The sequence below is a fragment of the Cyclobacterium sp. SYSU L10401 genome (assembly GCF_010993705.1).
Lineage (GTDB): Bacteria > Bacteroidota > Bacteroidia > Cytophagales > Cyclobacteriaceae > Cyclobacterium.
In genome coordinates this window covers 947-25,139 of the sequence record NZ_WOFO01000019.1, presented here as the reverse complement: position 1 = coordinate 25,139, position 24,193 = coordinate 947, and the positions used below count along the sequence as shown (strand labels likewise).

17 protein-coding genes and 1 riboswitch are annotated in these 24,193 nt (G+C 48.0%); of the genes, 12 read left to right on the top strand and 5 right to left on the bottom strand.

Going from position 1 to position 24,193, the window contains the following annotated elements; translation table 11 throughout:
* Positions 1-164: 164 nt before the first annotated feature.
* The 4 genes from dinB to GL182_RS23955 form a co-directional block, all read right to left on the bottom strand.
* Positions 165-1,232 carry a DNA polymerase IV gene (gene dinB, locus GL182_RS23970; RefSeq protein ID WP_163382585.1) on the bottom strand — a complete coding sequence of 356 codons (1,068 nt, stop codon included), beginning with the start codon at positions 1,230-1,232 and terminating at the stop codon, positions 165-167.
* Between the two features lie 8 nt (positions 1,233-1,240).
* Positions 1,241-2,590, bottom strand: a complete 1,350-nt coding sequence (gene gdhA / locus GL182_RS23965; protein ID WP_163382582.1) for an NADP-specific glutamate dehydrogenase — start codon at positions 2,588-2,590, stop codon at positions 1,241-1,243.
* Positions 2,578-3,864 carry an anthranilate synthase component I family protein gene (locus GL182_RS23960; RefSeq protein ID WP_163382580.1) on the bottom strand — a complete coding sequence of 429 codons (1,287 nt, stop codon included), beginning with the start codon at positions 3,862-3,864 and terminating at the stop codon, positions 2,578-2,580. The genes gdhA and GL182_RS23960 overlap by 13 nt, the downstream gene beginning before the upstream one ends.
* Before the next feature lie 86 nt (positions 3,865-3,950).
* Positions 3,951-4,673, bottom strand: coding sequence for a YceI family protein (locus GL182_RS23955; protein WP_163382578.1), 723 nt, complete (start codon positions 4,671-4,673; stop codon positions 3,951-3,953).
* A 153-nt stretch (positions 4,674-4,826) separates the two neighbouring features.
* Here GL182_RS23955 and GL182_RS23950 point away from each other — a divergent pair, with 153 nt between their 5' ends.
* Positions 4,827-5,339 carry a gamma carbonic anhydrase family protein gene (locus GL182_RS23950; protein WP_163382576.1) on the top strand — a complete coding sequence of 171 codons (513 nt, stop codon included), beginning with the start codon at positions 4,827-4,829 and terminating at the stop codon, positions 5,337-5,339.
* Between the two features lie 3 nt (positions 5,340-5,342).
* Here GL182_RS23950 and aceK read toward each other — a convergent pair whose 3' ends face one another.
* Positions 5,343-7,094 carry a bifunctional isocitrate dehydrogenase kinase/phosphatase gene (gene aceK, locus GL182_RS23945; RefSeq protein ID WP_240469952.1) on the bottom strand — a complete coding sequence of 584 codons (1,752 nt, stop codon included), beginning with the start codon at positions 7,092-7,094 and terminating at the stop codon, positions 5,343-5,345.
* A gap of 197 nt (positions 7,095-7,291) precedes the next feature.
* Between aceK and GL182_RS23940 the strand changes: the two genes are divergently transcribed.
* From GL182_RS23940 to GL182_RS23890, 11 genes are all read left to right on the top strand, one after another.
* Positions 7,292-7,927: an NUDIX hydrolase gene (locus GL182_RS23940; RefSeq protein ID WP_163382574.1), complete on the top strand. Its 636-nt coding sequence runs from the start codon at positions 7,292-7,294 to the stop codon at positions 7,925-7,927.
* A 50-nt stretch (positions 7,928-7,977) separates the two neighbouring features.
* Entirely contained in the window at positions 7,978-9,180 is a 1,203-nt protein-coding gene (locus GL182_RS23935; protein ID WP_163382587.1) for a DUF819 domain-containing protein, read from the top strand.
* Between the two features lie 11 nt (positions 9,181-9,191).
* A complete protein-coding gene (locus tag GL182_RS23930; protein ID WP_163382572.1) occupies positions 9,192-9,437 on the top strand; it encodes a (2Fe-2S) ferredoxin domain-containing protein in 246 nt (81 codons plus the stop codon).
* A 178-nt stretch (positions 9,438-9,615) separates the two neighbouring features.
* Positions 9,616-13,569: a PAS domain S-box protein gene (locus tag GL182_RS23925; RefSeq protein WP_163382570.1), complete on the top strand. Its 3,954-nt coding sequence runs from the start codon at positions 9,616-9,618 to the stop codon at positions 13,567-13,569.
* Between the two features lie 173 nt (positions 13,570-13,742).
* The gene (locus tag GL182_RS23920; RefSeq protein WP_240469951.1) at positions 13,743-15,035 is read left to right on the top strand and encodes a hypothetical protein; all 1,293 of its coding nucleotides are present in this window, start codon (positions 13,743-13,745) and stop codon (positions 15,033-15,035) included.
* 103 nt (positions 15,036-15,138) lie between these two features.
* Positions 15,139-15,240: riboswitch (SAM riboswitch) on the top strand.
* Positions 15,241-15,317: 77 nt separating this feature from the next.
* On the top strand, positions 15,318-16,361 hold the full coding sequence (locus GL182_RS23915; protein WP_163382566.1) for a homocysteine S-methyltransferase family protein: 1,044 nt from the start codon (positions 15,318-15,320) through the stop codon (positions 16,359-16,361).
* 4 nt (positions 16,362-16,365) lie between these two features.
* On the top strand, positions 16,366-19,080 hold the full coding sequence (metH, locus tag GL182_RS23910) for a methionine synthase (protein ID WP_163382564.1): 2,715 nt from the start codon (positions 16,366-16,368) through the stop codon (positions 19,078-19,080).
* Positions 19,081-19,110: 30 nt separating this feature from the next.
* On the top strand, positions 19,111-20,064 hold the full coding sequence (gene metF / locus GL182_RS23905; RefSeq protein WP_163382562.1) for a methylenetetrahydrofolate reductase [NAD(P)H]: 954 nt from the start codon (positions 19,111-19,113) through the stop codon (positions 20,062-20,064).
* Positions 20,065-20,080: 16 nt separating this feature from the next.
* Positions 20,081-20,548 carry a hypothetical protein gene (locus GL182_RS23900; RefSeq protein ID WP_163382560.1) on the top strand — a complete coding sequence of 156 codons (468 nt, stop codon included), beginning with the start codon at positions 20,081-20,083 and terminating at the stop codon, positions 20,546-20,548.
* Positions 20,545-21,969, top strand: coding sequence for a CCA tRNA nucleotidyltransferase (locus GL182_RS23895; protein WP_163382558.1), 1,425 nt, complete (start codon positions 20,545-20,547; stop codon positions 21,967-21,969). Before GL182_RS23900 ends, GL182_RS23895 begins: the two co-directional genes overlap by 4 nt.
* Positions 21,970-21,977: 8 nt before the next feature.
* Complete coding sequence (locus GL182_RS23890; RefSeq protein WP_410492726.1) at positions 21,978-22,700, top strand: tetratricopeptide repeat protein; 723 nt, start codon at positions 21,978-21,980, stop codon at positions 22,698-22,700.
* Positions 22,701-24,193: the final 1,493 nt, after the last annotated feature.

The window sequence follows — 24,193 nt, the reverse complement described above, 5'->3', positions numbered from 1 at the left end:
GCGTTAAACTGTTAGATCCAACACATTTATCCATTCAACAAAGCCCTGCAGGGGCAAAATACCCCAGCGATGGGTGCAGCCCATCGCAAAGGGAGCCTACCGTATAGTGGAGCCCTGTAGGGGCAGGATATTTTTTCCTGTACCATTATTGAACATACCCAAACTCAATAGCTGATCTTGAGCTGCTCCCCGGGTTCATCAGACTTGATCAGGTTGGACAGGCTGACCCCCAACAGCCGCACCGGATCAGTAATCCCTTCCTGCCGGGCCAGCTCCAATGTCAGGTTTTCCATACTGTCCATGGGGATGGGCTCAGAAAATGTTCTGGACCGGGTATGGACCGTAAAATCATGGTACTTGATCTTGAGCGTCAGGGTCCTTCCCCTGGCCTGGTTCCGCTGGAGTCGCCTAAAAAATTCAGGTAGAATATTTTCTTTCAAACTGTCCAGGATTGCCGGCAGGCCTATCAGGTCCTTTTCGAAAGTGCTTTCCACTCCCAGCGATTTTCTGATCCGGTCAGGCTTCACTTCACTTTTGTGAATGCCCCTTACGATTTCGTAATAATGCAGGCCGGATTTCCCAAACCTGCCGGTAAGAAAGGCCAGCGAGTATTGTTTGAGGTCATGGCCGTTGTGAATGCCCAGGGATTTCATTTTCTCAGCGGTGACCTTACCGATGCCAAAAAACTTCTCTATGGGCAGTCTTTCCAAAAACGCCTCTGCCTTTTCAGGGGTAATCACCGCCTGACCATTGGGTTTATTCAGGTCAGAAGCCACTTTGGCCAGAAATTTATTGTAGGAAATTCCTGCCGATGCATTCAGGCCGGTTTCGGTTTTGATCCTTTGCCGGATTTCTTTGGCAATGAGAGTGGCTGAAGGAAGACCGAAATGATTGACCGTTACATCCAGAAAGGCCTCATCCAGGGACAATGGTTCTACCAGATCGGTATAGTCCAGAAATATTTTCCTGATTTCCTGTGAAATCTCCTTGTATCGATCAAACCGGGGTTTGACGAAGATGAGTTCCGGACATTTTTTTGCTGCCAGCCTGGAAGACATGGCGGACCTTACCCCAAATTTCCTGGCTTCATAGCTGGCAGCTGCTACCACCCCCCTTTCTTTGTTTCCCCCGACAGCCAGTGGCTTGCCCCTGTATTCCGGATGATCCAGCTGTTCCACCGATGCGAAAAAAGCATCCATGTCTACATGTATGATCTTCCGGATCTCAGCCATGACATGTATCAGACGGTCCCCTGTGCCTGCATGGCTTTGGCTACTTTTTCGAAAGCCCCTATATTGGCCGCATTCAGGTAATCCTGCTCCGACAAGCCATGTTTGGCGATGGTCTCCAGGCATTTTTCATGAATATTTTTCATGATGGCCCGCAGCTCTTTTTCCAGATCTACCTTGTCCCAATACCGGCCCATCCTGTTCTGGGTCATTTCCAGTCCCGATACCGCTACACCGCCAGCGTTGGACGCTTTGCCCGGCCCGTAGAGTACTTTGGTTTTTTGCAGGTAGTTGATGGCTTCGGGGGTACAGGGCATGTTCGCCCCTTCTGCCAATAGCATCAGCCCATTTTTCCGCAGGGTTTTGGCATCTGTTTCATTCAGTTCATTCTGGGTAGCGCAGGGGAAAGCACAGTCGGCAGGGATGGACCAAATGTTTTTATTTCCATTTGCGGTAAAGGTAGCTGAGGCATATTTTTCAGCAAAAGCAGCAATACTTTTCCTTTCCCCATTTTTGACTAGCTTCAGGAAGTTGAGTTTTTCTTCCGTCATCCCCTCCGGGTCATGTACAAAGCCTGTAGAATCTGAAAATGCCACCACTTTTGCACCCTCCTGCAATAGTTTTTCCATCGCAAACTGGGACACATTGCCTGCTCCAGACACCAAACAGGTCTTGTTCCCCAGGTTGTCATCCACCTCCGTAAGCATAAAATGGGCAAAGTGGATCAGGCCATAACCGGTGGCTTCGGGCCTTAGATAAGAACCGCCCCAGTCCAGGCCTTTTCCGGTAAGTACCCCTTGAAATTCATTTTTTAGTTTTTTATAGGCACCAAACAAATAGCCTATTTCTCTTTCGCCTACACCGATATCACCGGCAGGTACGTCTGTAAAATGACCGATATGCCGGTAAGCCTCCATCATCCAGGCCTGACAGAAGCGCATGACTTCCCCATCAGATTTTCCCTTTGGATCAAAATCTGCTCCCCCTTTTCCTGCTCCCAGGGGCAAACCGGTAAGGGCATTTTTAAATACCTGCTCAAAAGCCAGAAATTTGAGAATGCTCTGGTTTACACTGGGATGAAATCGAAGTCCCCCCTTATATGGTCCCAGCGCACTGTTCATCTGAACCCTGAACCCCCTGTTTACCTGCACCCTGCCCCGATCATCGATCCAGCACACCCGGAAGGAAATCACCCTTTCGGGTTCACATATCCTTTCAAAAAGCTTTTCATCAACAAAGGTTTTGTTTGCCTTCAGGACGGGAAGCAGGCTTTCAAATACCTCTTCCACAGCCTGGTGGTATTCTGCTTCATGTGGGTTTTTTTGGGTGATGGATGTCAGAATATTGTTCAATGTGGCCATTTAACTGGGTCGGTTTTAAGTTGATAAAAATGATTTAAAGTCTGTATAAGTGTGGAAGCCTTCAGTTGGCATTCCCTGTATTCGTCAGCGGCATTGGCATCAGCGGTGATGGCACTGCCTACGCCAAAGTAAAATGTTTTCGCAGCACGGTCCATGACAAGGCTACGGATGATGACACAGCAGTCAAAGTCCCCGGATGCATCGATGTATCCCAGGCATCCTGAAAACCAGCCCCTTTTAAAGGATTCATAGGCTTCAATCAGTTCCATGCATTTTATCTTTGGGGCACCGGTCATGCTGCCCATGGGAAAGGTTTTGGCGATCGCTTCCTCAAACCCAATTCCGGGTAGCAGTTGGCAACTTACTGTAGAGATCATCTGGGTAATCTGTTGAAAGGAATAGATGCCGAACAATTCATCTACGCAGACAGTGCCTGTTTGGGCTAGTCTGGACAGGTCATTTCGCATCAGGTCTACAATCATCAGGTTCTCCGCCATTTCTTTTTCGCTTTCCAGCAAGGTTTTCTTTAGCCATGCATCCTCCTCCGGATCGCTGCCCCTTCTTACACTCCCCTTAATAGGCTGGCTAAGCAATGTCAGGCCCTGTTTCTTCAGAAACCTTTCGGGCGAAGCACAACTCAGGAACAAGTCCTTTGCTTTGAATAAGGCACTAAAGGGCATGGGAGAATGCGCACAGAGTTGCAAATAAAATCTCACAGGATCACAGTAAGACAGCCTTCCATGAAAATCCATGCAAAAATTCATTTCATAAATATCCCCATCGAGGATATGCTGTTGCACCTTATCAAATTCCCTGGCATAAGTGGATGCATCGTGCGACGCCTGCAGGCTGTAGCTTCCCCTGGAGTCCTGGTCATCTGCCCGGGTGGAAGCGATTGCTTTGGCACAAACCTCTGGCTCAGCAGCGGTAAGGTGTGCGGTATCTCCTGAAAAACTCACGGTAATCTCAGGGCTGAAAAACAAGGTTTCGGGACAAGCTACCCTGGGATCATGCTTGCTGTTCAGGTCTTCATACCGGTTTTTCCGATCATAGGAAATGACACCTATTTTTGGTTTTCCTGCCGGCAACTCATCCAAATGATCCAGGTCAACGGCCTGATTTCCTGCATAAAAAACATGCTTGAAAGCACCGTTGGGATAGGCCATGCCGTTGGGGTTGAAATAGCTGAAATAGCTGAAATGCTGATCTGCCCAATCGAGAAGTTGATGGATCCACTGCGGGTGGATGGAAAGGGGGAGGGTGCGTTCAGCCATGGACATGTTGGCAAAAATAGGAAAAAGGCAACAAAAAAGGGGACAAATTGTCCCCTTCTCTTTCACACAATTGCTACTTTAATATATCAATTGGCCTTGATGTCAAAATTCACACTTACCGTATTGTAGATAAACTGATCTTTTGCTTTGTCTACAGCAGAAGCTTCATCTCCGTAAGACAATCCCCATTCTGTACGGTCAATGTTAAAACCTGCCTGTGCGGCAATAATACCATTGTTCATGGATACGCTGGCTGGGAATTTAATGTTCTTGGAATTCCCTCTCATGGTCAGGTTACCGCTGATCCAATGGGTAGGTGTAGCTGGGGCAAGTTCTGAAGCACTTTTTGGTGTATTTTCAGATTCAAATTGCTCCTTGTCCTGCACCTCATCTCCTGATGCATACGGGCTGATCTCAGTGATCACAAAACTTGCCTGCGGATGGTTGGCGGCATCAAAAAAGTCATCTGACTGCAGGTGGTTCCACAATTTACCATGGTTTTCACTGCCTTCCTCCAGGTCATGAATTTCCAGCCCTGTAATGTCAAAAGTAAACTCTCCGGCCGTAATGGCATCACCTTCTATAGATATTTCACCTCCGGTTACCGGAATGAGCCCATTGTGCTGACCGGTTGGCTTGTAGCCTCTCCAATTGACTTTGCTGGAATTTACATCAAGGGAAACTGTAGATCCGGTAGCAGCCGCTGCTTCCTGTGCTTCTGAAGTTTCTACTGTGTCTGAACTTTGACCACACGAAAAGGCAAGCAAGCTTGCCGATAACAGGAATCCTGATAATTTAATTGTTTTCATAAATAATAATGGTTTAATTAAGATCGGTTTTGTTTTATATGTATAAACACTCAAACTGTTTTTATATAAAAAAGTTCAGTGTTTGTTGAAATAAATTTTTTAAAATGGGAAAATAATTTTATTTACATTAATATTATTCTGGTTTTCATAAATATGGCACTTATTAAAAAAGTTGGACAAAAGGCCCCTCAATTTGGTGATGGATGTTGGTTGGCAGATAATGCTACCGTAGTGGGGGATGTGGTCCTGGGCAGGGAATGTACCGTGTGGTTCAATGCCGTCATCCGCGGGGATGTGCACTATATCCGCATCGGGGATCGCAGCAACATACAGGATGGGGCTGTCATCCATTGCACCTACCAAAAATCACCGGTCAATATTGGTTCGGATGTAAGTATCGCTCACAAGGCCATAGTACATGGCTGTACCATAGAGGATCGGGTATTGATTGGCATGGGTGCCATCGTTATGGATGATGCCGTGGTTCAGGAAGGGGCCGTCATTGCTGCGGGAGCAGTGGTTTTGGCGGGTACGGTGGTGGAAAAAAACAGCATCTATGCAGGTATTCCTGCCAAAAGGGTGAAGGCTACCGGGCCGGAAATGGAAGCGACTATTACCCGCATTGCGGCCAACTATCCCAAATATGCCAGTTGGTACAAAGAATAGCGATCAGACTTTTTCTTCAGGACGGAACCGCATGCTTTCCGGATAGGGAAAAGCATGAATCAGTTCCCCTTGTTGGATTTTGCGTTGGATGGCTTTCCAGTATTCGGGATCAAAAAGCTGGGGATTGGATTGGATAAAATATTCCCTCACATCGGCCCTTCCAATCATAAAGCGTTTGAAGTCTTCAGGGAAAACGTCATTTTCCTTTACCTCATACCAGGGTTCGGAAGCATAGATCTGATCGTAGGTTTCCGGTTTGGGTTTGGCCCTGAAGGTCATGTTTTCCAGAAACTCAATTTCATCATAATCGTAAAAGATGACCCTGTTTTGCCGGGTAACGCCAAAATTTTTGATCATCATGTCCCCGGGAAAAATATTGGCTTGCGCCATTTGCAGGATGGCATTGGCATAATCATCTACCACCTGCCTGGCCGCTTCCAGGCTGCAGTCTTCCAGGTAGAGGTTCATGGGTTTTAACCGCCTTTCGATATATAAATGTCGGATGACCAGGCTGTCCCCCTCAATTTCCAGCAGGGAGTTGACCGTATTTTTCAATTCCCGCATCAGTTCCGGAGCAATCCGGTTTAGGGGCAACCTGAAGTTTTCAAATTCATGGGTATCGGCCATTCTCCCCACCCTGTCATGCAGGCCCACCAGCTTGTATTTTTCCTTGACCTGTTGTCGGGTCATGTTTTTAGGGGGCTCAAAATGGTCTTTGATCAATTTAAAAACAATATTGTAAGAGGGAAGGGTGAAAACCGTCATGACCATGCCCTTGATTCCACTGGCGACCACAAAATCATCCTGGCTATCCCTCAGGTGTCTGGTAAAATCCCTGTAAAAGGCTGTTTTGCCGTGTTTGTTAAATCCTATGGCATTATAAATTTCATAAGGGCGTTTGTGTTGGATGACAGAATTCAGGAAAAGGACGGTTTGCGCAGGAGTTTGTATACCTGCCATGAAATAGGACCGGGTATAACTGAAAATACCACTCATGATATTGGGGTCAAAAATAAGGGTATCTGCAAATACGCCCTTGTCATTGTGAACAAAAGGTATGATAAAGGGCATCCATTTCTGGCCGATAAAGGTCCTGCCGATTAGGTAAGCGGCCTTGTTCCGATAGAAAATATCCCTCAATACCTGGGTGGTGGTTTCCGAAGTGGTCTTATACCTGCTGAGTATCACCTTCTTTACTCCGCTGACCAGGTTTTGAATGTCCGTTTCTTGTTGATAGTAGGGAGCACCAAAATCAAAGTCAGCCAGGATTTTTCTGAAGATATCCTCCAGTTTTCCCGTTGCCGGATAATTGTAATACAGCCGGGGATCCATTTCACGGGGGATTTCTTCAAAGGGAGCCTCTACAAACATGAGGGCGTCATCGATGATATGGCCTGGGTAGGCTTTTCTGAAAACCGAATTAAAAAAAGTAGCTGCCAGCTCCTTGTCTGCTTTTTCCCTGATCAATTCCAGGTAGCTGGATTTCATCAGGATCCAGGTTTCTTTTTGGGCCACCTTTTCCCCCAGCTGTTCCTGGCAGCTGGCAACAATGCTTTTTAGCAGGTCCTTGTACAGGCGCAGTCTTTTTCGGTGGTTGTCCTGGAGGGTCTTCCAGTCACGCCGGACAAAATTAGCCGGTATTTTTCTGGTAATCCGGTTAAATTCAGAAATATAGGTTTCATACCCTTTCAATATCGTATTGGCGGTGTGAAGCAAGTGGGTATCTGGCATAAAAAAGAAAAGGCAGTAGTTCATCAATCATTTAAGAGGAATATTACTGTTTTATTTTTTTCCGACAAAATTATTACCCTTTGGAATTGTAGAATTATTGTTTAAATTTCGTCCGAGTTTATTCATTTATTGAATATAACCCAATAGGTTTAATAGGTTTGATAAGTGAAAAAGGCCTGAATGATATTCAGGCCTTTTTTTCGGGCCATTAAAAAAGGCTAATGGAATTTATTGAATTGATAAAAGTGCTGGAGGCAGGATTGAAACAGCCCCTGCCTGGTCGCAGTGGGCAGGCACACATGGCACCGGTGCCGGTAGAGGAAGCACGATTTGACCAAAAGCGGTTGGAAACGGCGAGAAAAGGTGCCGTGTTATTGCTGTTTTGTCCCGGCCCGGATGGGATTACCATCCCCTTCATCAAAAGGGCTATATATGAAGGTGTTCATAGCGGTCAGATAGCCCTGCCAGGTGGCAAAATGGATCCTGGTGATCCTGACCTCAGCCACACGGCCCGCCGTGAGACGGAGGAAGAGATTGGGGTAGACCGCAGATCGATTACCATTATGGGTAGCCTCTCAGATTTGTATATTCCGCCGAGCAATTTTTCGGTCCGACCCTTTGTGGGCTATGCCAGCCATCCACCGGTATTCAGTATTGACCCCAGGGAAGTGGATCAATTGATTCCTTGTGATTTTGAAAGACTACTCCGCAATGACATACCAAAAGAAAAACTGGTATTTACCAGCAGGGGCACTACCATAAAGGCGCCCTATTATGAAATCAACAAGGAAGTGGTCTGGGGTGCTACGGCCATGATATTGAGCGAATTTTTAACACTTTGGAAAAAGATCAGCTAGTTTTGGAAAATGCATGGTTAAGCAATGATGCGGTAGTTTTTGGCCTTATTATGGGTATTTTGGCACTGGTATTCTATACTTCAGCCAGCAATCACCCCATCTTCAGGGCCATTTATCGTTTTGTTCCGGTAGTACTGTTGTGTTATTTTATACCCGCACTTTTCAATACTTTCGGCCTGATATCCGGGGCAGATTCCCAATTGTATTTCGTAGCCTCCAGGTACCTGCTGCCCACTTCCCTGGTTTTGCTGACCTTGAGTATAGACCTGAAAAGCGTGCTGAAACTCGGACCTAAGGCCCTGATCATGTTTCTGACTGGCACCTTTGGCATTATCCTGGGGGGACCGGTGGCCCTGTACCTGGTATCCCTATTTTACCCCGAGGTTTTGGGTGGAGTAGGAGCAGAGGAGACCTGGCGGGGCCTGGCTACCATCGCCGGCAGCTGGATCGGAGGCAGTGCCAACCAGACCGCCATGCTGGAAGTTTTCGGGGCCAGCCCGGTGCTTTTCAGCCAGATGATAGCCGTAGATGTGATCGTGGCCAATTTATGGATGGCTTTTTTGCTTTATTGGGCAGCCAAACCTGCCCTTCCGGACAGGCTGCTAAAGGCAGATACCTCGGCCATTACTGCCTTGAAGGACAGGGTAGAAAAATATCAGCTGAGTATCATGAAAATCCCCAGCCTTTCAGATACCATGACCATTTTGGGTTTGGGCTTTCTGATTACCGGTATGGCTCATTTTTTTGGTGAAATGCTGGCCGATTTTATTGGTAAAAATTATCCTGCCCTGAAGCCTTATTCGCTGGACTCTTCCTTTTTCTGGCTGGTGATTCTGGCCACTACCGGTGGATTGCTGCTTTCCTTTACCCGTCTCAGGAAACTGGAGGGAGTGGGCGCTTCCCGGATGGGGAGTGTGCTTCTGTATGTGCTTGTGGCTACCATTGGTATGCAAATGGACCTGAGAGCCGTATTGGATAATCCGGTTTTCTTTCTGGTAGGTTTTATTTGGATGATATTTCATATCGTTTTTATGTTGCTGGTTGCTTTTGTGATCCGTGCGCCTTTTTTTTATGTAGCGATTGGTTCCCAGGCCAATGTGGGAGGGGCAGCCTCGGCACCTATTGTGGCCTCGGCTTTTCATCCGGCGTTGGCACCGGTAGGGGTGCTGCTGGCTGTGCTGGGTTATGGAGTAGGTACGTATGGTGCCTACATTTGTGGTATTTTGCTGCAGCTGGCCTTTGGTAACGGATAATGGTTGGAGAGATGAAAAAGCGGAGAAAATTTGTTTTTGTTTGTACAGGTTCTGATTGTAAAAGCAACGGAGCAAAAGATTTTGCCGGGAAGATCAAACATACCATCCAAAGCGGCGCCTACCGCGGCAAGTTTAAGCTGGTGAAAACAAAATGCATGGATTGCTGTAAATCAGGACCTGTGGCAGTGGTAAACAACCAACTTGTCAAAAAGGCCGGTTTGGAACAATTACTTTCCGAACTCGACAGGGAAGTATAGGGCAGGGATTTTATCGGATATTTTTTCTTGCTACTTGAGGGAATGAGATATTATTAGGACAAAATAATGATAGAATTGATTTTTGTTATTAACTTAAGGCCTTAATTACATCAAGAGCTTGTCGATATAAGACAGTTTGATGTTTGATTATAAAAAATAATGAATACGTATTTTTAAGATGAACAAGGAGTTCGAACAAATCCTATTTCAGGGCCCCAAAAAAGGGCATGATTTGCTTTTGGTTTTTAGTAGGGATCAGGTGATATTTTCAGACGGGGATTGGCTGCCTTTCCATAAAAAAAAGGGCAGTGGTTGGGCATCCTATCTGGAAGTTTTTGATCATTTGGTTCAGGATATTCATTGCTATTTTGATGACGAACACCAGGAAGGTATCGGCTTTGAGTACCTTCACGAGGGGAATACACTTTTGCTGTTGAAAATTGAAGGCAGGGTGCAGGAAGAAGGGGGGAAGATCTGTTTGCTCACAGGGTATTTTATCTCCAGTCACAGCAGCGGGCAGGAATTCAATGGAGATGGAATTCCCAGCCGGAAATTGTCTGCAGCAGAAGATCCTGCCAGCTTGCTGCACCGGAAGGTGGAATTTGAACGGATGATCAATTGGGTTTCTACCCGGTTTTTAAATGCTTCAGATAAGGAATGGGATCAGGTTTTTATCAAAGCTTTATCCATGATCGCCCATGCCCAGCACGCAGAAAGAGCCAATTTTTTTCTGGTGCACGAGGAAATAAAATTGTTGGATTGCGTTTTTGAATGGGAGAAGGACCCTTCCCGGGGATCGGCCAAGGTAGAACAAGCCTTATCCTTTGAAGGTCAGGAAAATTTTCTTGATCTCCTCGCTAATGCCCGCTTTAGAGCAGTTGGAGACCTGCAGCAAGTAGCCGAATTACATCCCTTTGAAGCCCTGATCGCACAGCGGTATGGTATCAGGTCCTTCATCCTGGTGCCCATTTTTGCAGAAAACAAATTATTGGGATTGTATACCCTGAGCAGTACCCTGCCCCAGCAGGAATGGAAACAGGCCCATCGGGATGAGTATGTCCTGAAGCAATTGGGTGATGTGCTGGGAGCGGCCTATATCAATCGCTCCACCAAGGCAGAACTTTTCCGTAACGAAAAGTTATTGAGTTCTACGGAGATCCTGGCCAAATCCGGTTCCTGGCGTTTCAATCACTCGGACAGAAGGATTTATTTTTCTAAAGGAATCAACCGGATATTTCAGCTGGATAACGGCATCGGTGCCATGAGTATTCGCAATTTCCTCAACCTGATTCATTCAAAAGACAGGGATAAGGTAAAATCCAAGATTCAACTGGCTATAAGTAAAAGAAAATCTGTTTCCGGTGAATTCATTTTCACCAATGAAAATGGTAAAGAAAAATACATTGCCTACGGAGTGCAGGTCAACCAATTGACCCCTCAGGGAAACCTGGAGGTTTTTGGCTTTTGTAATGACATTACTGAAAAGAAAACAGTGGAGCGCAAACTGCTGTTTGAATCCCAGATCCTGGCTCAGGTCAATGAACCAATTTATGTCACTGATTTGAATCTGAAAGTAGTTTACATGAATCAGGAGGCCATTTTTGAGGGAAACCCCAAGCAAAATGGCCAGGGCAAAATCAGCGATTTTTTTCAAATTACCAACGCAGCTTCGTCTACCTTTGAAGGATTGGCCAAACAGGCCATTGAGGCAGGGATTTGGGTGGAAGAGGTGCAGCTATTGGATAATTCGGGTCAGGTGCAACCCTATGAAGTATCGGTAAAACCAATTCAAAACAGAGAAATAGAAAAAATAGGGTATTCCTTTCTGGTCAGAAACCTGACATCTAAAATCCAGCGGGAAGAAATGGCCAAAAAGGCCAAGATGATCATTGAAAATAGCCCTGCAGTGCTCTTTGAGGTGGAGCCCAATCAAGGGTTCAAGCTCTGTTACATTACCGAAAATATCAACCAGTTTGGCTACAAGGCCGACAAGCTGATCCATCAGGCAGCCAGCCTGATGGACCTCATCCATCCGGAAGACCTGTGTATTTTTGAAAAGGAACTGGTTCATCCGGAAAAGGCCCAGTATAGCCGGGAGTATCGCCTTATTTCAGCGGATGGGACCTATAGATGGGTAGAAGATAAAATCCGACCGCTTTTCGACCAGGACGGCAAAGTGATCCTCTATGAGGGTCTCCTGCAGGATGTGACCGAAAGGAAAAATGACAGGTTGGAAATCGAAAAGATTAAAAACCAGTACCGGGTCCTGGCCTCCAATATTCCGCATACCAATGTATTCCTGATAGACAGGAACCTCAGGTACCTGGTCGCCGAGGGGTCCAATTTCAAATACTGGGGTTTGGAAAAGCAATATTTTGAAGGCAAAACCATTGAGGAAGTGCATACTACTACCTTGGAGGAAGTGGCCCCCCTGATGCATGAAGCACTGGAAAAGGGGAACACGGTCAGTAAAATCCTTCCCTACATGAACCGGATCTACGAATTGACCGCCAAGCCCATTTTTAACGGCGATCAATTGGAATACTACCTGGGGATTGTACGGGATATTTCAGAGGAATACAAAGCAAAAAAAGAGCTCAAGAGAAGTGAGATCAAGTACCGTAACCTGGTAGAAGAATCTACTGAAATTATTTTCTCCATCACTGCGCAGATGGAGCTGAGCTATGTTTCTCCCAATGTCAAGCAATTCCTGGGCTATGAAACCTTTGAATTTACCAGCGGGGATTTTACCGATTTCCTGCATCCGGAAGATGCCCAGGTATTTTTGGATGGTGAGATCAGCCCGATCAGGTATTTTCAGGACAATCCCGAATTTGAATTTCGGTTGCGCCACAAAAAAGGCCATTACCGGGTATTCAGTTCCAGTGGAAAGGTGATCAAGGATGAAAAAGGGGAGGTGCGGTATTATACCGGAATAGCCAGAGACATTACCAAACTGAAGGAAACCCAGAAGGAGCTCTTTAAAGCCAAAGAAAAAGCGGAGTCTGCCCTCAATGCAAAAAGTCAGTTTTTGTCTGTGATGAGTCATGAGATCCGTACCCCCATGAATGCGGTCATCGGACTTTCACACCTGCTACTCGAAGATAATCCCAGAGAAGATCAGTTGGAAAACCTGCGTACCCTGCAATTTTCTGCGGAAAATTTACTTGGCCTTATCAATGACATTCTGGATTTTAACAAGATTGATTCGGGAAAGCTGATTCTGGAGAAAGTACCTTTTGAACCCAAAAACCTGATCAACAGGATCATTCATTCCTATGCGTACCAGATCCGTGACAAGTCCCTGGAAATTATTTATGAGCCTGATTTTGACCTGCCCAAATTATTGATAGGAGATCCTGTGCGCATCGCCCAGATTCTCAATAACCTGATCAGCAATGCCATCAAATTTACCGATGAGGGCTACATTAAAATATCCCTGGATTTGGTCAGCCAGAAAGAGGATTGGGTAAAGGTAAGGTTTACCGTTGAAGATACCGGTATCGGTATTGCCACCAGTAAGGTCAAATCCATCTTTGATGCCTTTACTCAAGCGAGTTCGGATACCACCAGAAAATACGGAGGCACAGGTCTGGGGCTGGCCATTGTCAAAAAGCTGACCAGGCTTTTTGGAACCGACATCCACCTGGAATCCAAGCTGGGGGAAGGATCCACGTTTTGGTTTGAAGTGGATTTTGAAAAGCAGGATGAACTCCCTGAATTAAGTGCCAAGGATGTGATCGAATGGAATGGGAAGTTGGATGAAAAGAAAATCCTCGTGGCAGAAGACAACCAGGTCAATCAGGTTTTGCTTAAAAAATTCCTGTCAAAATGGGGTGTTGGAGAAATTGTTTTTGCCGCCAATGGCAAAATAGCCCTGGATCATTTTTTTAAGAATGATTTCGATTTGGTGCTGCTCGACCTGCAAATGCCGGAAATGGATGGATTTGAAGTGGCCAGAATTATCCGCAAACTGGACCTGCTTTCCAAGCGAAACGTACCCATCATTGCCCTCACCGCCTCCTCTCTGCTGGAAGTGAAAGAACAGCTCGAGGCTTCAGGCATGGATGATTACATCTCCAAACCCTTTTCCCCGGAAAACCTCTACGGCAAAATCATCAAGTACCTTTGATCCCCCGCACTGTCCTCGGGATTACAAATCCCAAGGAGCACGTGCTGTAAGATTTAGGAAAGTCATCTCCTCCATGCGGCAAAAAAACAGGAGCAGCAGAAATTATCCTGCAATTTTCCGGTTAAAATTTTACCTTTGCACCTTTAGGATGCACTATGAAATGGATAACTTGTTTGATTCTTTGCATTTTCGGGGCAGACAAGCTGCAGGCCCAGCAAGGTAAGCTTTCAGAGCGCTCTACCCTGTATTTTATTGTGGGGACCTCAGGTTCCAATATCAGGGAATTGAACGAGATGCTCGCCCATAAAGGAATCTCTGACCTCCGCGGAGGATACAATACCATGGGGCTGGGCTACCAATACAGGCTTACTGATTTTATTCTGGGATTCGAACTCCTTCAAAACAACGGAACCAATTCCTATTTCAGAGATTATACCCTGGACCACCGAACCAGCAGGTTTTACATGAACATCGGCTACTCCCTCACCGAGGAAGGTAAGTTTCACCTGGTGCATTACATGTCCCTGGGAGCAGGTTCCCTCAATTTCCAGATGCTCAAAGATCAGCGAAGCCCGTCCGAACTGGGATCCTTTTTGGAAAATCCAGCCCAGGGATTCCTTATCAGGAAGCACGATGTACAGAAAGGTACGCATCGGTTTGGCGGCTTTTTGACGGAAATTGGGTTTCAGTTTGGCTATGACCTGCCGCTGCCGGGCCTGGAAGAAAATCTAAGTATTTTAGGCAAATTTGGGTATTCCTTCAGCCCTTTTGAAGGCGCTTGGAACATGAACGGCATCACCTTTGACAACCTGCAGAGCGGGGCTTTTTTCCGCCTGGGGGCAGGGGTATCCCTACCTGAACAAAACCTTTTCTTTCCCGATGCGGGAATTGGGGTGCACTTTTTCTATGGTCAGAATTTCAGAAAACCCAAGCGCCTGAATGCGGAACTGGTTGAAAATGGCTGGCAACCCTTTAAAGATACCCCCGGTTACCTGGGGATGAAAATTCTGGGAGAAAACCGCGGGCGCCTGTACGGAGTGGATATTTTCAATGTTTCCAACACCGGGCCGGGGAATGAAACCCACCAACATACCCTGAACAGCCTGCGGCTTTATGGGAATTACGGCTACCAATTGTACAAGCGAAGAAACCTGGAGCTGGGCATCATGGCAGGTATGGGTTTTGGGAATGTCCGGTATAGCGTAGAACAGGCCGATAAGCCGGAGTTTCCCCTGCTGTTTGAAGAGCCTGATTTTGATGGCTACCTGCGCAAGAGGGGACTGATGACAAAAGCCGAACTGGTCATGTCCTATGCCATGCCGGTATTCAAAAACCTGTTTCGGATCGTTTATTCTGCGCATGGAGGCTATGAGGTGCCCCTGAGCAGGTACCGCCTGGGTGAAATCACCATGGCCAACTACCTTTCAGGGCCTTATGTACAATTTGGTCTGGGCTTAAGACCCTAAGCCCCTGCCGCCTGCCGCCTGGCCTGCAGTTGCTTTCCATTCAAAATGTAAATTTTTTTGAAAAAAGGGATTTTTTCTCCTGAAATCCTGTTACTTTTGACATTGCTTATCGAGAAAGACGGAGGGTAGGGCCCTATGATGTCTTAGCAACCTGATGTGACAAGGTGCTAATTCCCGTTCCGGAAATGCCGGATAAAGATGAGCCGAAAAAGTTAGATAAACTTTTCTAGTTTTATTCCGGTTCATGCTCGTACAAGCTTTTTAAAAAATTGCGACAGACAGATGCCAAACAGAACCGATTTATTGCTTCAGCAACTTCAAAAAAAGATTTTAATACTGGATGGGGCCATGGGTACCATGATCCAGCGGTACGCCCTGAAGGAAGATGACTTCAGAAATGAAGCCCTCTATGGCGTTAAAAAATCCCTCCGTGGCAACAATGACCTGCTCTCCCTTACCCGCCCGGAAATCATCCGTGAAATCCACAAAGCCTATTTCGATGCCGGAGCCGACATCGTAGAAACCAATACTTTCAGCAGTACCTCCATCGCGCAGGAAGATTACGGGCTTTCCGACCTGGCTTACCAGCTCAATGTGGAATCGGCCAAACTGGCCAGAGAAGTGGCCGATGAATGCTCAGCCAAGAACCCCAAAAAACCCCGTTTTGTAGCAGGAGCCATCGGCCCTACCAACCGGACCGCCTCCATCTCACCGGATGTCAATGACCCCGGTTTCCGCGCCGTTACCTTTGACCAGTTGGTGGAAGCCTATTCAGAACAGGTGGAAGGACTTCTGGATGGGGGAGCGGACATCCTGCTGGTGGAAACGGTCTTTGATACCCTGAATGCCAAGGCCGCCCTCTATGCCATTCAGGATGTTTTTGAAAAAAGAGGGCTGCCCCTGGACCCCTGGGAAGGAGGAATTCCCATCATGATTTCCGGTACCATTACCGATGCCTCCGGCAGAACCCTGTCCGGACAGACCACCGAAGCATTTTTGATTTCTATTGCCCACGTGCCATTGCTGAGTGTGGGGCTGAATTGTGCCCTTGGGGCCAAAGAACTCAGGCCTTACCTGAAGGTACTGGCAGAAAATGCCCCCTTTTACGTCAGCGTTTACCCCAACGCCGGCCTGCCCAATGAATTCGGCAAATACGATCAGGGGCCTGCAGAAATGAATGGCCAGCTGGAAGATTTTCTCAAGGAAGGCTGGGTGAATATCGTGGGTGGCTGCTGTGGTACCACCCCGGAACACATTGCCATGATTTCCAACACAGCTTCCAAATACAGTCCCAGACAGCTGAATGTTAAAACCCTAGAAAAATAAATCCATGACGTATATCAACAAGGTTCCCACATTGCAACTCTCAGGCCTGGAGCCTTTGGTGTTCAGTGAGGCCATCAATTTTGTCAATATAGGGGAAAGAACCAATGTCACCGGATCCAAAAAGTTTGCCCGGCTGATTTTGAATGGCAACTATGATGAAGCCATCGAGGTAGCCCTGGATCAGGTCCGGGGAGGCGCACAGATCCTGGACGTCTGCATGGACGAAGCCATGCTGGACGGGGAAGCGGCCATGGTCAGGTTCCTCAACCTGATCGCATCAGAACCCGAAATCAGCCGTATTCCCGTGATGATCGACAGCTCCAAATGGAAGATCATCCTGGCAGGGCTCAAATGCATTCAGGGCAAAGGGATTGTAAATTCCATCAGCCTTAAAAATGGAGAGGAAGAGTTTGTCCAACAGGCCAAAACCATTAAAAAATTTGGTGCCGCCGTGGTGGTCATGGCTTTTGACGAAAAAGGCCAGGCAGATACCTACGAACGGCGCATACAGATATGCAAGAGAAGTTATGATGTACTCACCCAAAAGGTAAAATTCAACCCGCAGGACATCATCTTTGATCCCAATATTTTCCCCGTAGCTACTGGAATGGACGAGCACAGGTCCAATGCCATAGATTTTTTCAGGGCCACCAAGTGGATCAAAAACAACCTGCCCGGAGCCAAGGTAAGCGGGGGAGTGAGCAATGTGTCCTTCTCTTTCCGGGGCAACAACCCTGTCAGGGAAGCCATGCATGCCGTATTTTTGTACCATGCCATCAAAAACGGCATGGACATGGGCATCGTCAACCCTTCCATGCTGGAAGTATATGACGACATTCCCAAAGACCTGCTGCAGCATGTGGAGGATGTGATCTGGAACCGGCGGGAGGATGCTACAGAGCGCCTGCTGGACTTTGCCGAAACGGTAAAATCTGCCGGCAAGAAAAGCAAAACAGACGAAGCCTGGAGAAGCCAGCCGGTAGAAAAGCGGATCCAGCATGCCCTGGTCAAAGGTATCCTGGACCATATCGTGGACGATACGGAAGAAGCCAGGTTGCAGCTGGATGACCCCCTGAAGGTCATCGAAGGGCCGCTGATGGATGGAATGAATGTGGTAGGCGACCTTTTTGGAGAAGGTAAAATGTTTTTGCCCCAGGTGGTCAAAAGTGCCCGGGTGATGAAAAAAGCCGTGGCCTACCTGGAACCCTTTATGCCCCTGCCCGAGGAAAACCTTAGTGGGGAGGATGCCGCAGAAGACAATATCAACCGAATCCTTCTGGCTACCGTCAAGGGTGACGTGCACGATATTGGTAAAAATATCGTGGGCGTGGTGCTGGCCTGCAACAGCTATAAAATCATCGACCTGGGGGTAATGGTGGAAACGGACAAAATCATCGAAGAAGCCCTGGCCCATAAAGTGGATATCATCGGTCTGAGTGGCCTGATCACGCCTTCTCTGGACGAAATGGTCAATGTGGCTTCTGAACTGGAACGCAGGGGCCTGAAAATACCCCTGCTGATCGGCGGAGCCACTACCTCCAGGATCCATACGGCAGTGAAAATCGATCCGGTGTATAGCGGTACGGTGGTACATGTGGCAGATGCCTCCAAATCGGTACCCGTAGCCGGAGAAGCCATCAACAAGGAAACCAGAAACAAATACCGGGAGGACATGAAAGCCCTGTACAGCAAGCTTCGGGACGAACATGAAGCCAAGCAACAGGTGAAACAGCTGGTAACCTACAAGGAAGCCAAACTCAATCCGGTGAATATTGATTGGAAGGGCTATGAACCCATCCCGCCCAAAAAGACGGGCATCCAGGTACTGGATCGGTTGGACCTGGGTCTGATCCGGAAATACATCGACTGGACCCCTTTCTTCAGCACCTGGATGCTGGCAGGGAAGTTTCCCAAAATCCTGAAAGACCCGGTGGTGGGCAAGGAAGCCCTGAAGCTATACAATGATGCCAATAATATGCTGGACCGCATCATCAATGAGGGTTGGTTAAAGGCCAAAGGAGTACTGGGTTTGTTTCCCGTGCACCGCTCCGGCGACGATTTGATCATTGACCCCGAATTTACCCGGGACAAGCAATTTGTCTTTCACTTTCTCCGGCAGCAGGGACGCAAGGGAAAAGGTGTGCCCAACCGGAGCCTGGTGGACTACATCCATCCCAAGGCCCGGGATTATTTCGGAGGATTTGCCGTTACTACCGGCCTGGGCATAGAGGAGAAACTGAAAGTCTTCCAGGACGATGGAGACGATTACAACGATATCATGCTCAAAGCCATGGCAGACCGCCTGGCAGAGGCAGCGGCAGAATACCTGCACGAAAGGGTAAGAAAAGAGTACTGGGGCTATGCTCCGGAGGAATCCCTGGACAATGATGGGCTGATACGGGAATCCTACGAAGGTATCCGTCCTGCCCCGGGCTATCCGGCCTGTCCCGAACATTCCGAGAAGCGCACCCTTTTTGAACTGCTGGAAGTGGAAAAAAATACGGGCATGAGCCTCACCGACAGTTTTGCCATGTACCCCACTTCTTCTGTCAGTGGGTATTATTTCGGACATCCGGAGAGCAAATATTTTGGCCTGGGAAAAATCGGTGAAGACCAGGTGGAAGACTATGCCCGGCGCAAGGGTGTTTCCAAGTCTCAGGCCGAGCGCTGGCTTTCTCCCAACCTTTCTTATTCCCCCCAATTGACCTATAACAGTTGAGGCAGCAGGTCTGCCTTTTAATGAAAAGCAATGAAAGTTACCGAATACATAAAAGCTGCTGATAAAACGCTGTTTTCATTCGAGATCCTTCCTCCACTCAAGGGACAAAGCCTGAGTCACCTGCTGGAGGGAATCGCTCCTTTGATGGAATTCAATCCTCCATTTATCGATGTGACCTATCACAGGGAGGAGTATGTCTATAAAAAACATGCCAACGGGCTGCTGGAAAAAGTGAGTACCCGCAAAAGACCCGGCACCGTGGGGATCTGTGCGGCCATCATGAACCGGTTCAAAACAGATGCCGTGCCCCATTTGCTCTGCGGTGGGTTTTCCAAGGAGGAGACGGAAAATGCCCTGATCGACCTCTATTTTATCGGTGTGGAAAATGTACTGGCCCTCCGGGGCGATGCCCCCAAGACCGATGCCAATTTTGTGCCCCACAAGGAAGGCCACAGGTATGCTTCCGGCCTGGTGGAGCAAATCATAGGCATGAACCATGGCCGCTACCTGCATGACGAGACGGAGGTAGGCTTTCAAACCGATTTTTGTGTGGGCGTGGCAGGCTACCCGGAAAAGCATTTTGAGGCACCCAGCATGAACTATGACCTGAAAAAATTGAAGGCCAAAGTGGATGCCGGCGCCAGCTATGTGGTCACCCAGATGTTTTTTGACAACCGCAAGTATTTTGCTTTTGTGGAAAAGGTGCGGGAAATGGGGATCGACATTCCCATCATTCCGGGGCTCAAACCCATTACCACCCTTTCCCAGATCGTCAACCTGCCCAGGATTTTTTTCCTGGACCTGCCGGATGACTTGTTGGCTGCCCTGGAAAAATGCAAGAGCAATGCCGATGTAAAGGAGGTAGGGATTGCCTGGGCCATCCAGCAAAGCAAGGAATTGATAGCCTACGGGGTACCTACCCTGCACTACTACACCATGAGCAGGGCAGATGCCACTTATAAAGTAGCCAAAGAGGTTTTTTGAAATAAAATAAAATCAGGTGGACCACCGCTCAGTAAAAGCCCAATTCAGACAAACAGGTAAAATTACCTTTCAGGATAGCCGGGACAAGGTTTTTGAATGGCTGTCCGCAGGCAGTAACCCAACCGGAGCAGGGGGCATTTTTCTGATCCATGAAGTGTACCAGTTGCAGGCTTTGGTGGGTAATTTTTCGGAAGTGGCCCTGGACATCGTGGAATATGCGCCGGATAAGGTGATTTTTCACAGTCCTCCGGTAAATGGTTTCGGCAATGGCGTGAATTCCCCGGGATTAATTAAATTTGCACTGATCAAATCACCTTACTGGCACCGCTTGCTGTTTGAACTCCGGGAAACGGTGGTCTTGCGATGGACGGAAAAGCCGGAACAGCCGGTTCTGATGGGGGAGCAGCCTTTTCCCTTGCAGGAAAAAGGATCCAAAGCCATGGAGTTGCATGCCGATGGTAAGGTGAAAATTATACATACATGAATCTGACAAGTGCGATAGATAAAGTACCCATTTTTCGACAGGTAGGCGCAGTGGCCGACCAGCTGGGCATGGAAACCTACCTGGTGGGAGGATATGTGAGGGATATTTTATTGGAAAGGCCCAGCAAAGACATAGATTTCGTTTGCATAGGGGATGGCATCCGCCTGGCCAGGGCGGTTTCCCAAAGCCTGGAAGGCCAACCCCCCATTTCGGTATTCAAAAACTTTGGTACAGCCATGATCAAGGTGGGTGACTGGGAAGTGGAGTTTGTCGGAGCCCGAAAGGAATCCTACCAAACCGACTCCCGAAAGCCCAAGGTGGAGGCCGGAACCTTGCAGGAGGACCAGGAACGCCGGGATTTTACGATCAATACCCTGGGTATTGCGGTGAATCATGCCAATTACGGCGAGCTGCTGGATCCCTTCGATGGGGTAAAGGACCTGAAGCGGAAAATCATCCGCACCCCTACCAATCCGAACCTCACCTTTTCAGACGACCCCCTGCGCATGCTGCGGGCCATCCGCTTTGCGGCTCAGCTGAAATTCGATATTGCGCCGGACACCTTTGACGGGATCATGCACAATGCCTCCCGCCTGTCCATCATTTCCGGAGAAAGGATCATCGATGAGCTGAACAAGATCATCAGGACCGAAAAGCCTTCCTATGGGTTCAAGCTGCTTTTTGTCAGCGGTTTGCTGGCAGAGTTTTTTCCCGAAATGGTAGCCCTGCAGGGGGTGGATTCGGTGGGGGACAAGTCCCATAAAGACAATTTTTACCATACCTTGCAGGTGCTGGACAACCTGTCCGCCCGTACGGATGATCTCTGGTTGCGCTGGGCGGCCATCATGCACGACATTGCCAAGCCCGCCACCAAGCGTTTCAACCAAAAAGTGGGCTGGACCTTCCACGGGCATGAAGACAAGGGTGCCAGGATGACACCCGGGATTTTCAGGAGATTGAAATTGCCCATGGACGAAAGGATGAAATATGTGCAGAAATTAGTAAAATTGCATCTCAGACCCATCGCACTGGTCAATGACAAGGTGACCGATGCGGCCCTGAGAAGGCTGCTCTTTGAAGCAGGGGATGATGTGGAGGACCTGATGCAACTTTGCCGGGCGGATGTCACTTCAAAAAATGACCATAAAGTCAAACGTTTTCTGGCCAATTTCGATAAAGTAGAAAAGAAATTGCAGGAAGTGGAAGCCAAAGACCAGCTAAGAAACTTTCAGCCGCCGGTATCTGGTGATGAAATCATGGCTATATTTGGCCTCAAACCCTCCCGGGTGGTGGGAGACCTCAAGGAAGAGATCAAGGAAGCCATTCTCGAAGGGCAGATACAAAACAATAAAAAGGAAGCTTTGCAGTTGATGTATGAGCTGGCTTCCAAAAAAGGATTAGAGAAAAAAACCAAAGAATAAAAATGACTATGAAATACGCTGTATTGATTTTATTGCTGTGCGCAGGTGTACAGCCTGTAGTAATGGCCCAGGATAGTACCAATGCGGAAGCTGCAGTACCGGCCACTGTTCCTGCAGATAGCAATAAGGCCAGAAACAATTCGGACAACCGGATTTATGCCCTTGCCATGCGGTACAACGACGCTTCCGTGGCAAAAATGAAGTTGTATGAACTGATGGAAAGAAATCCCAATAACCTTTCCTATCCCGAAACCCTGGCTTCCCTGTATTTTGAGATGGAGCAATATGGTTCCTCCGCCCTGGTAGCGCTGGACATTTTGGAGAGAAACGACGAAAGCCTGGTGGGACTGGAAGTGGCTGCCTTTTCCCTGGAACAGCTGGGAGCCCTGGAGCGTGCCCTGCCCCATTTCGAATCCCTGCACCTCCTGTCCGGCGACCTGTTTAGCCTGTACAAAACCAGTTACCTGCAGTACAGCCTGAAGAAGTATGGGGAGGCCCTGAATTCGGTAGATATGCTGATCAAAGACCGGAAAGCTGCCGAACAGAACCTGAACTTCCCCAAAGAAGACAATTCCATGCAGGAAGTCAGCATGTTGGCCGCCGCCCAGAACCTGAAAGGCCTGATATACAAAGACCAGGGCAGCACCGAAGAAGCCAGGACCGCCTTCGAAGAAGCCCTGGCCCTGAGCCCCGATTTTGAATTGGCCAAAGAAAACCTGGCGGAATTGTAAAAAAAACGGGCCAGTAGACCAAATGATTCACCACGGATAACACAGATTAGCTTACGCTCGAACCTGTTTGTTAAGGGTTAAAATGGATCGTAATCGGCTGGGCTTTAGGGTCTGGCCTTTTTGCATTTGGGGCTTGTTTTGGGATCAGCCGTGGATGTTAAGGGTTAATTGGCTCGGAAGGTTTTGGGAGAATCAAACCTGATCTTAGGCAATGTGGCTTGATTTTTAATTGAACCGTGGTTGTTAAGGGTTAAGGAGGATCGGTACTGGCTGGATTTTATGTTGCGGCTTTGATTCAGTTTCCGTGGTGTTGGATTCAGCCGAGTTGGTTAAGGGTGCCTTCGACTCCGCTCAGGCACCGGAAGCAACCATCAACACATCCACACATCCTCCCTTTGCGTCCTTCGCGGCTCTCTGTGCCCTCCGTGACAAAAAATTTCAGTACGCACATGGTTGCCTTTCCTCCCCCTCCTGTTATAGGAGGGGGCCCGGGGGGTGGTCCTAAACCTTCACGGGCATTGGCGGAAAGTCGGCTTCACCGTTGAGCAGCTGGATAGCCAATGCAGGAAGGGGCAGTACCCTTATCCCCGGGCTGCGCCTCCTTTGTCGGTTTACCCGGGGTTAGAATACAGGGTTTGGGTTAGTTGACTTTCAGTTCGTTCTTGAAGACTGGTTTGAAGAGACGAGATAAAGTTCGAATTAAAAAAGCAAGTACGACAACAAACACCCGAACATTTCCCATCAGTTAACCAATCAAGCCGTTAACCAATTAAACCATAAATCCGTGTCCTTCGCGGCTCTCTGTGCCCTCCGTGACAAAAAATTTCAGTACGCACATGGTTGACTTGCCTCCCCCTCCTGTTTTAGGACGGGGCCCGGGGGGTGGTCCTAAACCTGCCCGGGCATTGGCGGAAAGCCGGCTTCACCGTTGAGTAGCTGGATAGCCAATGCAGGGTGGGTCATTTCCCCTATCCCCGGGCTGCGCCTCTTTTGTCGGCTTACCCGGGGTTAGAATACAGGGTTTGCGTTAGTTGACTTTCAGTTCGTTTTTGAAGACTGGTTTGAGGAGACGAGATAAAGTTCGAATTAAAAAAGCAAGTACGACAACAAACACCCGAACATTTCCCATCAGTTAACCAATCAAGCCGTTAACCAATTAAACCATAAATCCGTGTCCTCCGGGGCTCTCCGTGTCCTTTGAGACTAAAAATTTCAGTACGTACCTAGTCCCTCCGTCTCTCAGTCACTAAGTCTTCATCTAGTGGTTAAGGGTTAATTTGGTTCGGTTCCGGCTGGTCTTTATGCGCCTGGTTTGAGGCAGGTTTGCTTGTGGTGAATTCAACCGTGGTTGTTAAGGGATAAGGAGGATCGGTACTGGCTGGATTTTATGTTGCGGCTTTGATTCAGTTTCCGTGATGTTGGATTCAGCCTTGGTGGTTAAGGGTTAAACAATAGTAAGCTCAAAAATCCAACCGATTTTTGCACAACCGCTT

Bases quoted from the DNA above. Each gene is read 5' to 3' on its own strand.
- GL182_RS23890 (WP_410492726.1), top strand. From the start codon at position 21,978: ATGAAATACGCTGTATTGATTTTATTGCTGTGCGCAGGTGTACAGCCT.
- metF (WP_163382562.1), top strand. From the start codon at position 19,111: ATGAAAGTTACCGAATACATAAAAGCTGCTGATAAAACGCTGTTTTCA.
- GL182_RS23950 (WP_163382576.1), top strand. From the start codon at position 4,827: ATGGCACTTATTAAAAAAGTTGGACAAAAGGCCCCTCAATTTGGTGAT.
- GL182_RS23925 (WP_163382570.1), top strand. From the start codon at position 9,616: ATGAACAAGGAGTTCGAACAAATCCTATTTCAGGGCCCCAAAAAAGGG.
- GL182_RS23895 (WP_163382558.1), top strand. From the start codon at position 20,545: ATGAATCTGACAAGTGCGATAGATAAAGTACCCATTTTTCGACAGGTA.
- GL182_RS23960 (WP_163382580.1), bottom strand. From the start codon at position 3,864: ATGGCTGAACGCACCCTCCCCCTTTCCATCCACCCGCAGTGGATCCAT.
- GL182_RS23940 (WP_163382574.1), top strand. From the start codon at position 7,292: ATGGAATTTATTGAATTGATAAAAGTGCTGGAGGCAGGATTGAAACAG.
- aceK (WP_240469952.1), bottom strand. From the start codon at position 7,094: ATGAACTACTGCCTTTTCTTTTTTATGCCAGATACCCACTTGCTTCAC.
- GL182_RS23915 (WP_163382566.1), top strand. From the start codon at position 15,318: ATGCCAAACAGAACCGATTTATTGCTTCAGCAACTTCAAAAAAAGATT.
- metH (WP_163382564.1), top strand. From the start codon at position 16,366: ATGACGTATATCAACAAGGTTCCCACATTGCAACTCTCAGGCCTGGAG.
- gdhA (WP_163382582.1), bottom strand. From the start codon at position 2,590: ATGGCCACATTGAACAATATTCTGACATCCATCACCCAAAAAAACCCA.
- GL182_RS23955 (WP_163382578.1), bottom strand. From the start codon at position 4,673: ATGAAAACAATTAAATTATCAGGATTCCTGTTATCGGCAAGCTTGCTT.
- GL182_RS23930 (WP_163382572.1), top strand. From the start codon at position 9,192: ATGAAAAAGCGGAGAAAATTTGTTTTTGTTTGTACAGGTTCTGATTGT.
- GL182_RS23935 (WP_163382587.1), top strand. From the start codon at position 7,978: ATGGGTATTTTGGCACTGGTATTCTATACTTCAGCCAGCAATCACCCC.
- dinB (WP_163382585.1), bottom strand. From the start codon at position 1,232: ATGGCTGAGATCCGGAAGATCATACATGTAGACATGGATGCTTTTTTC.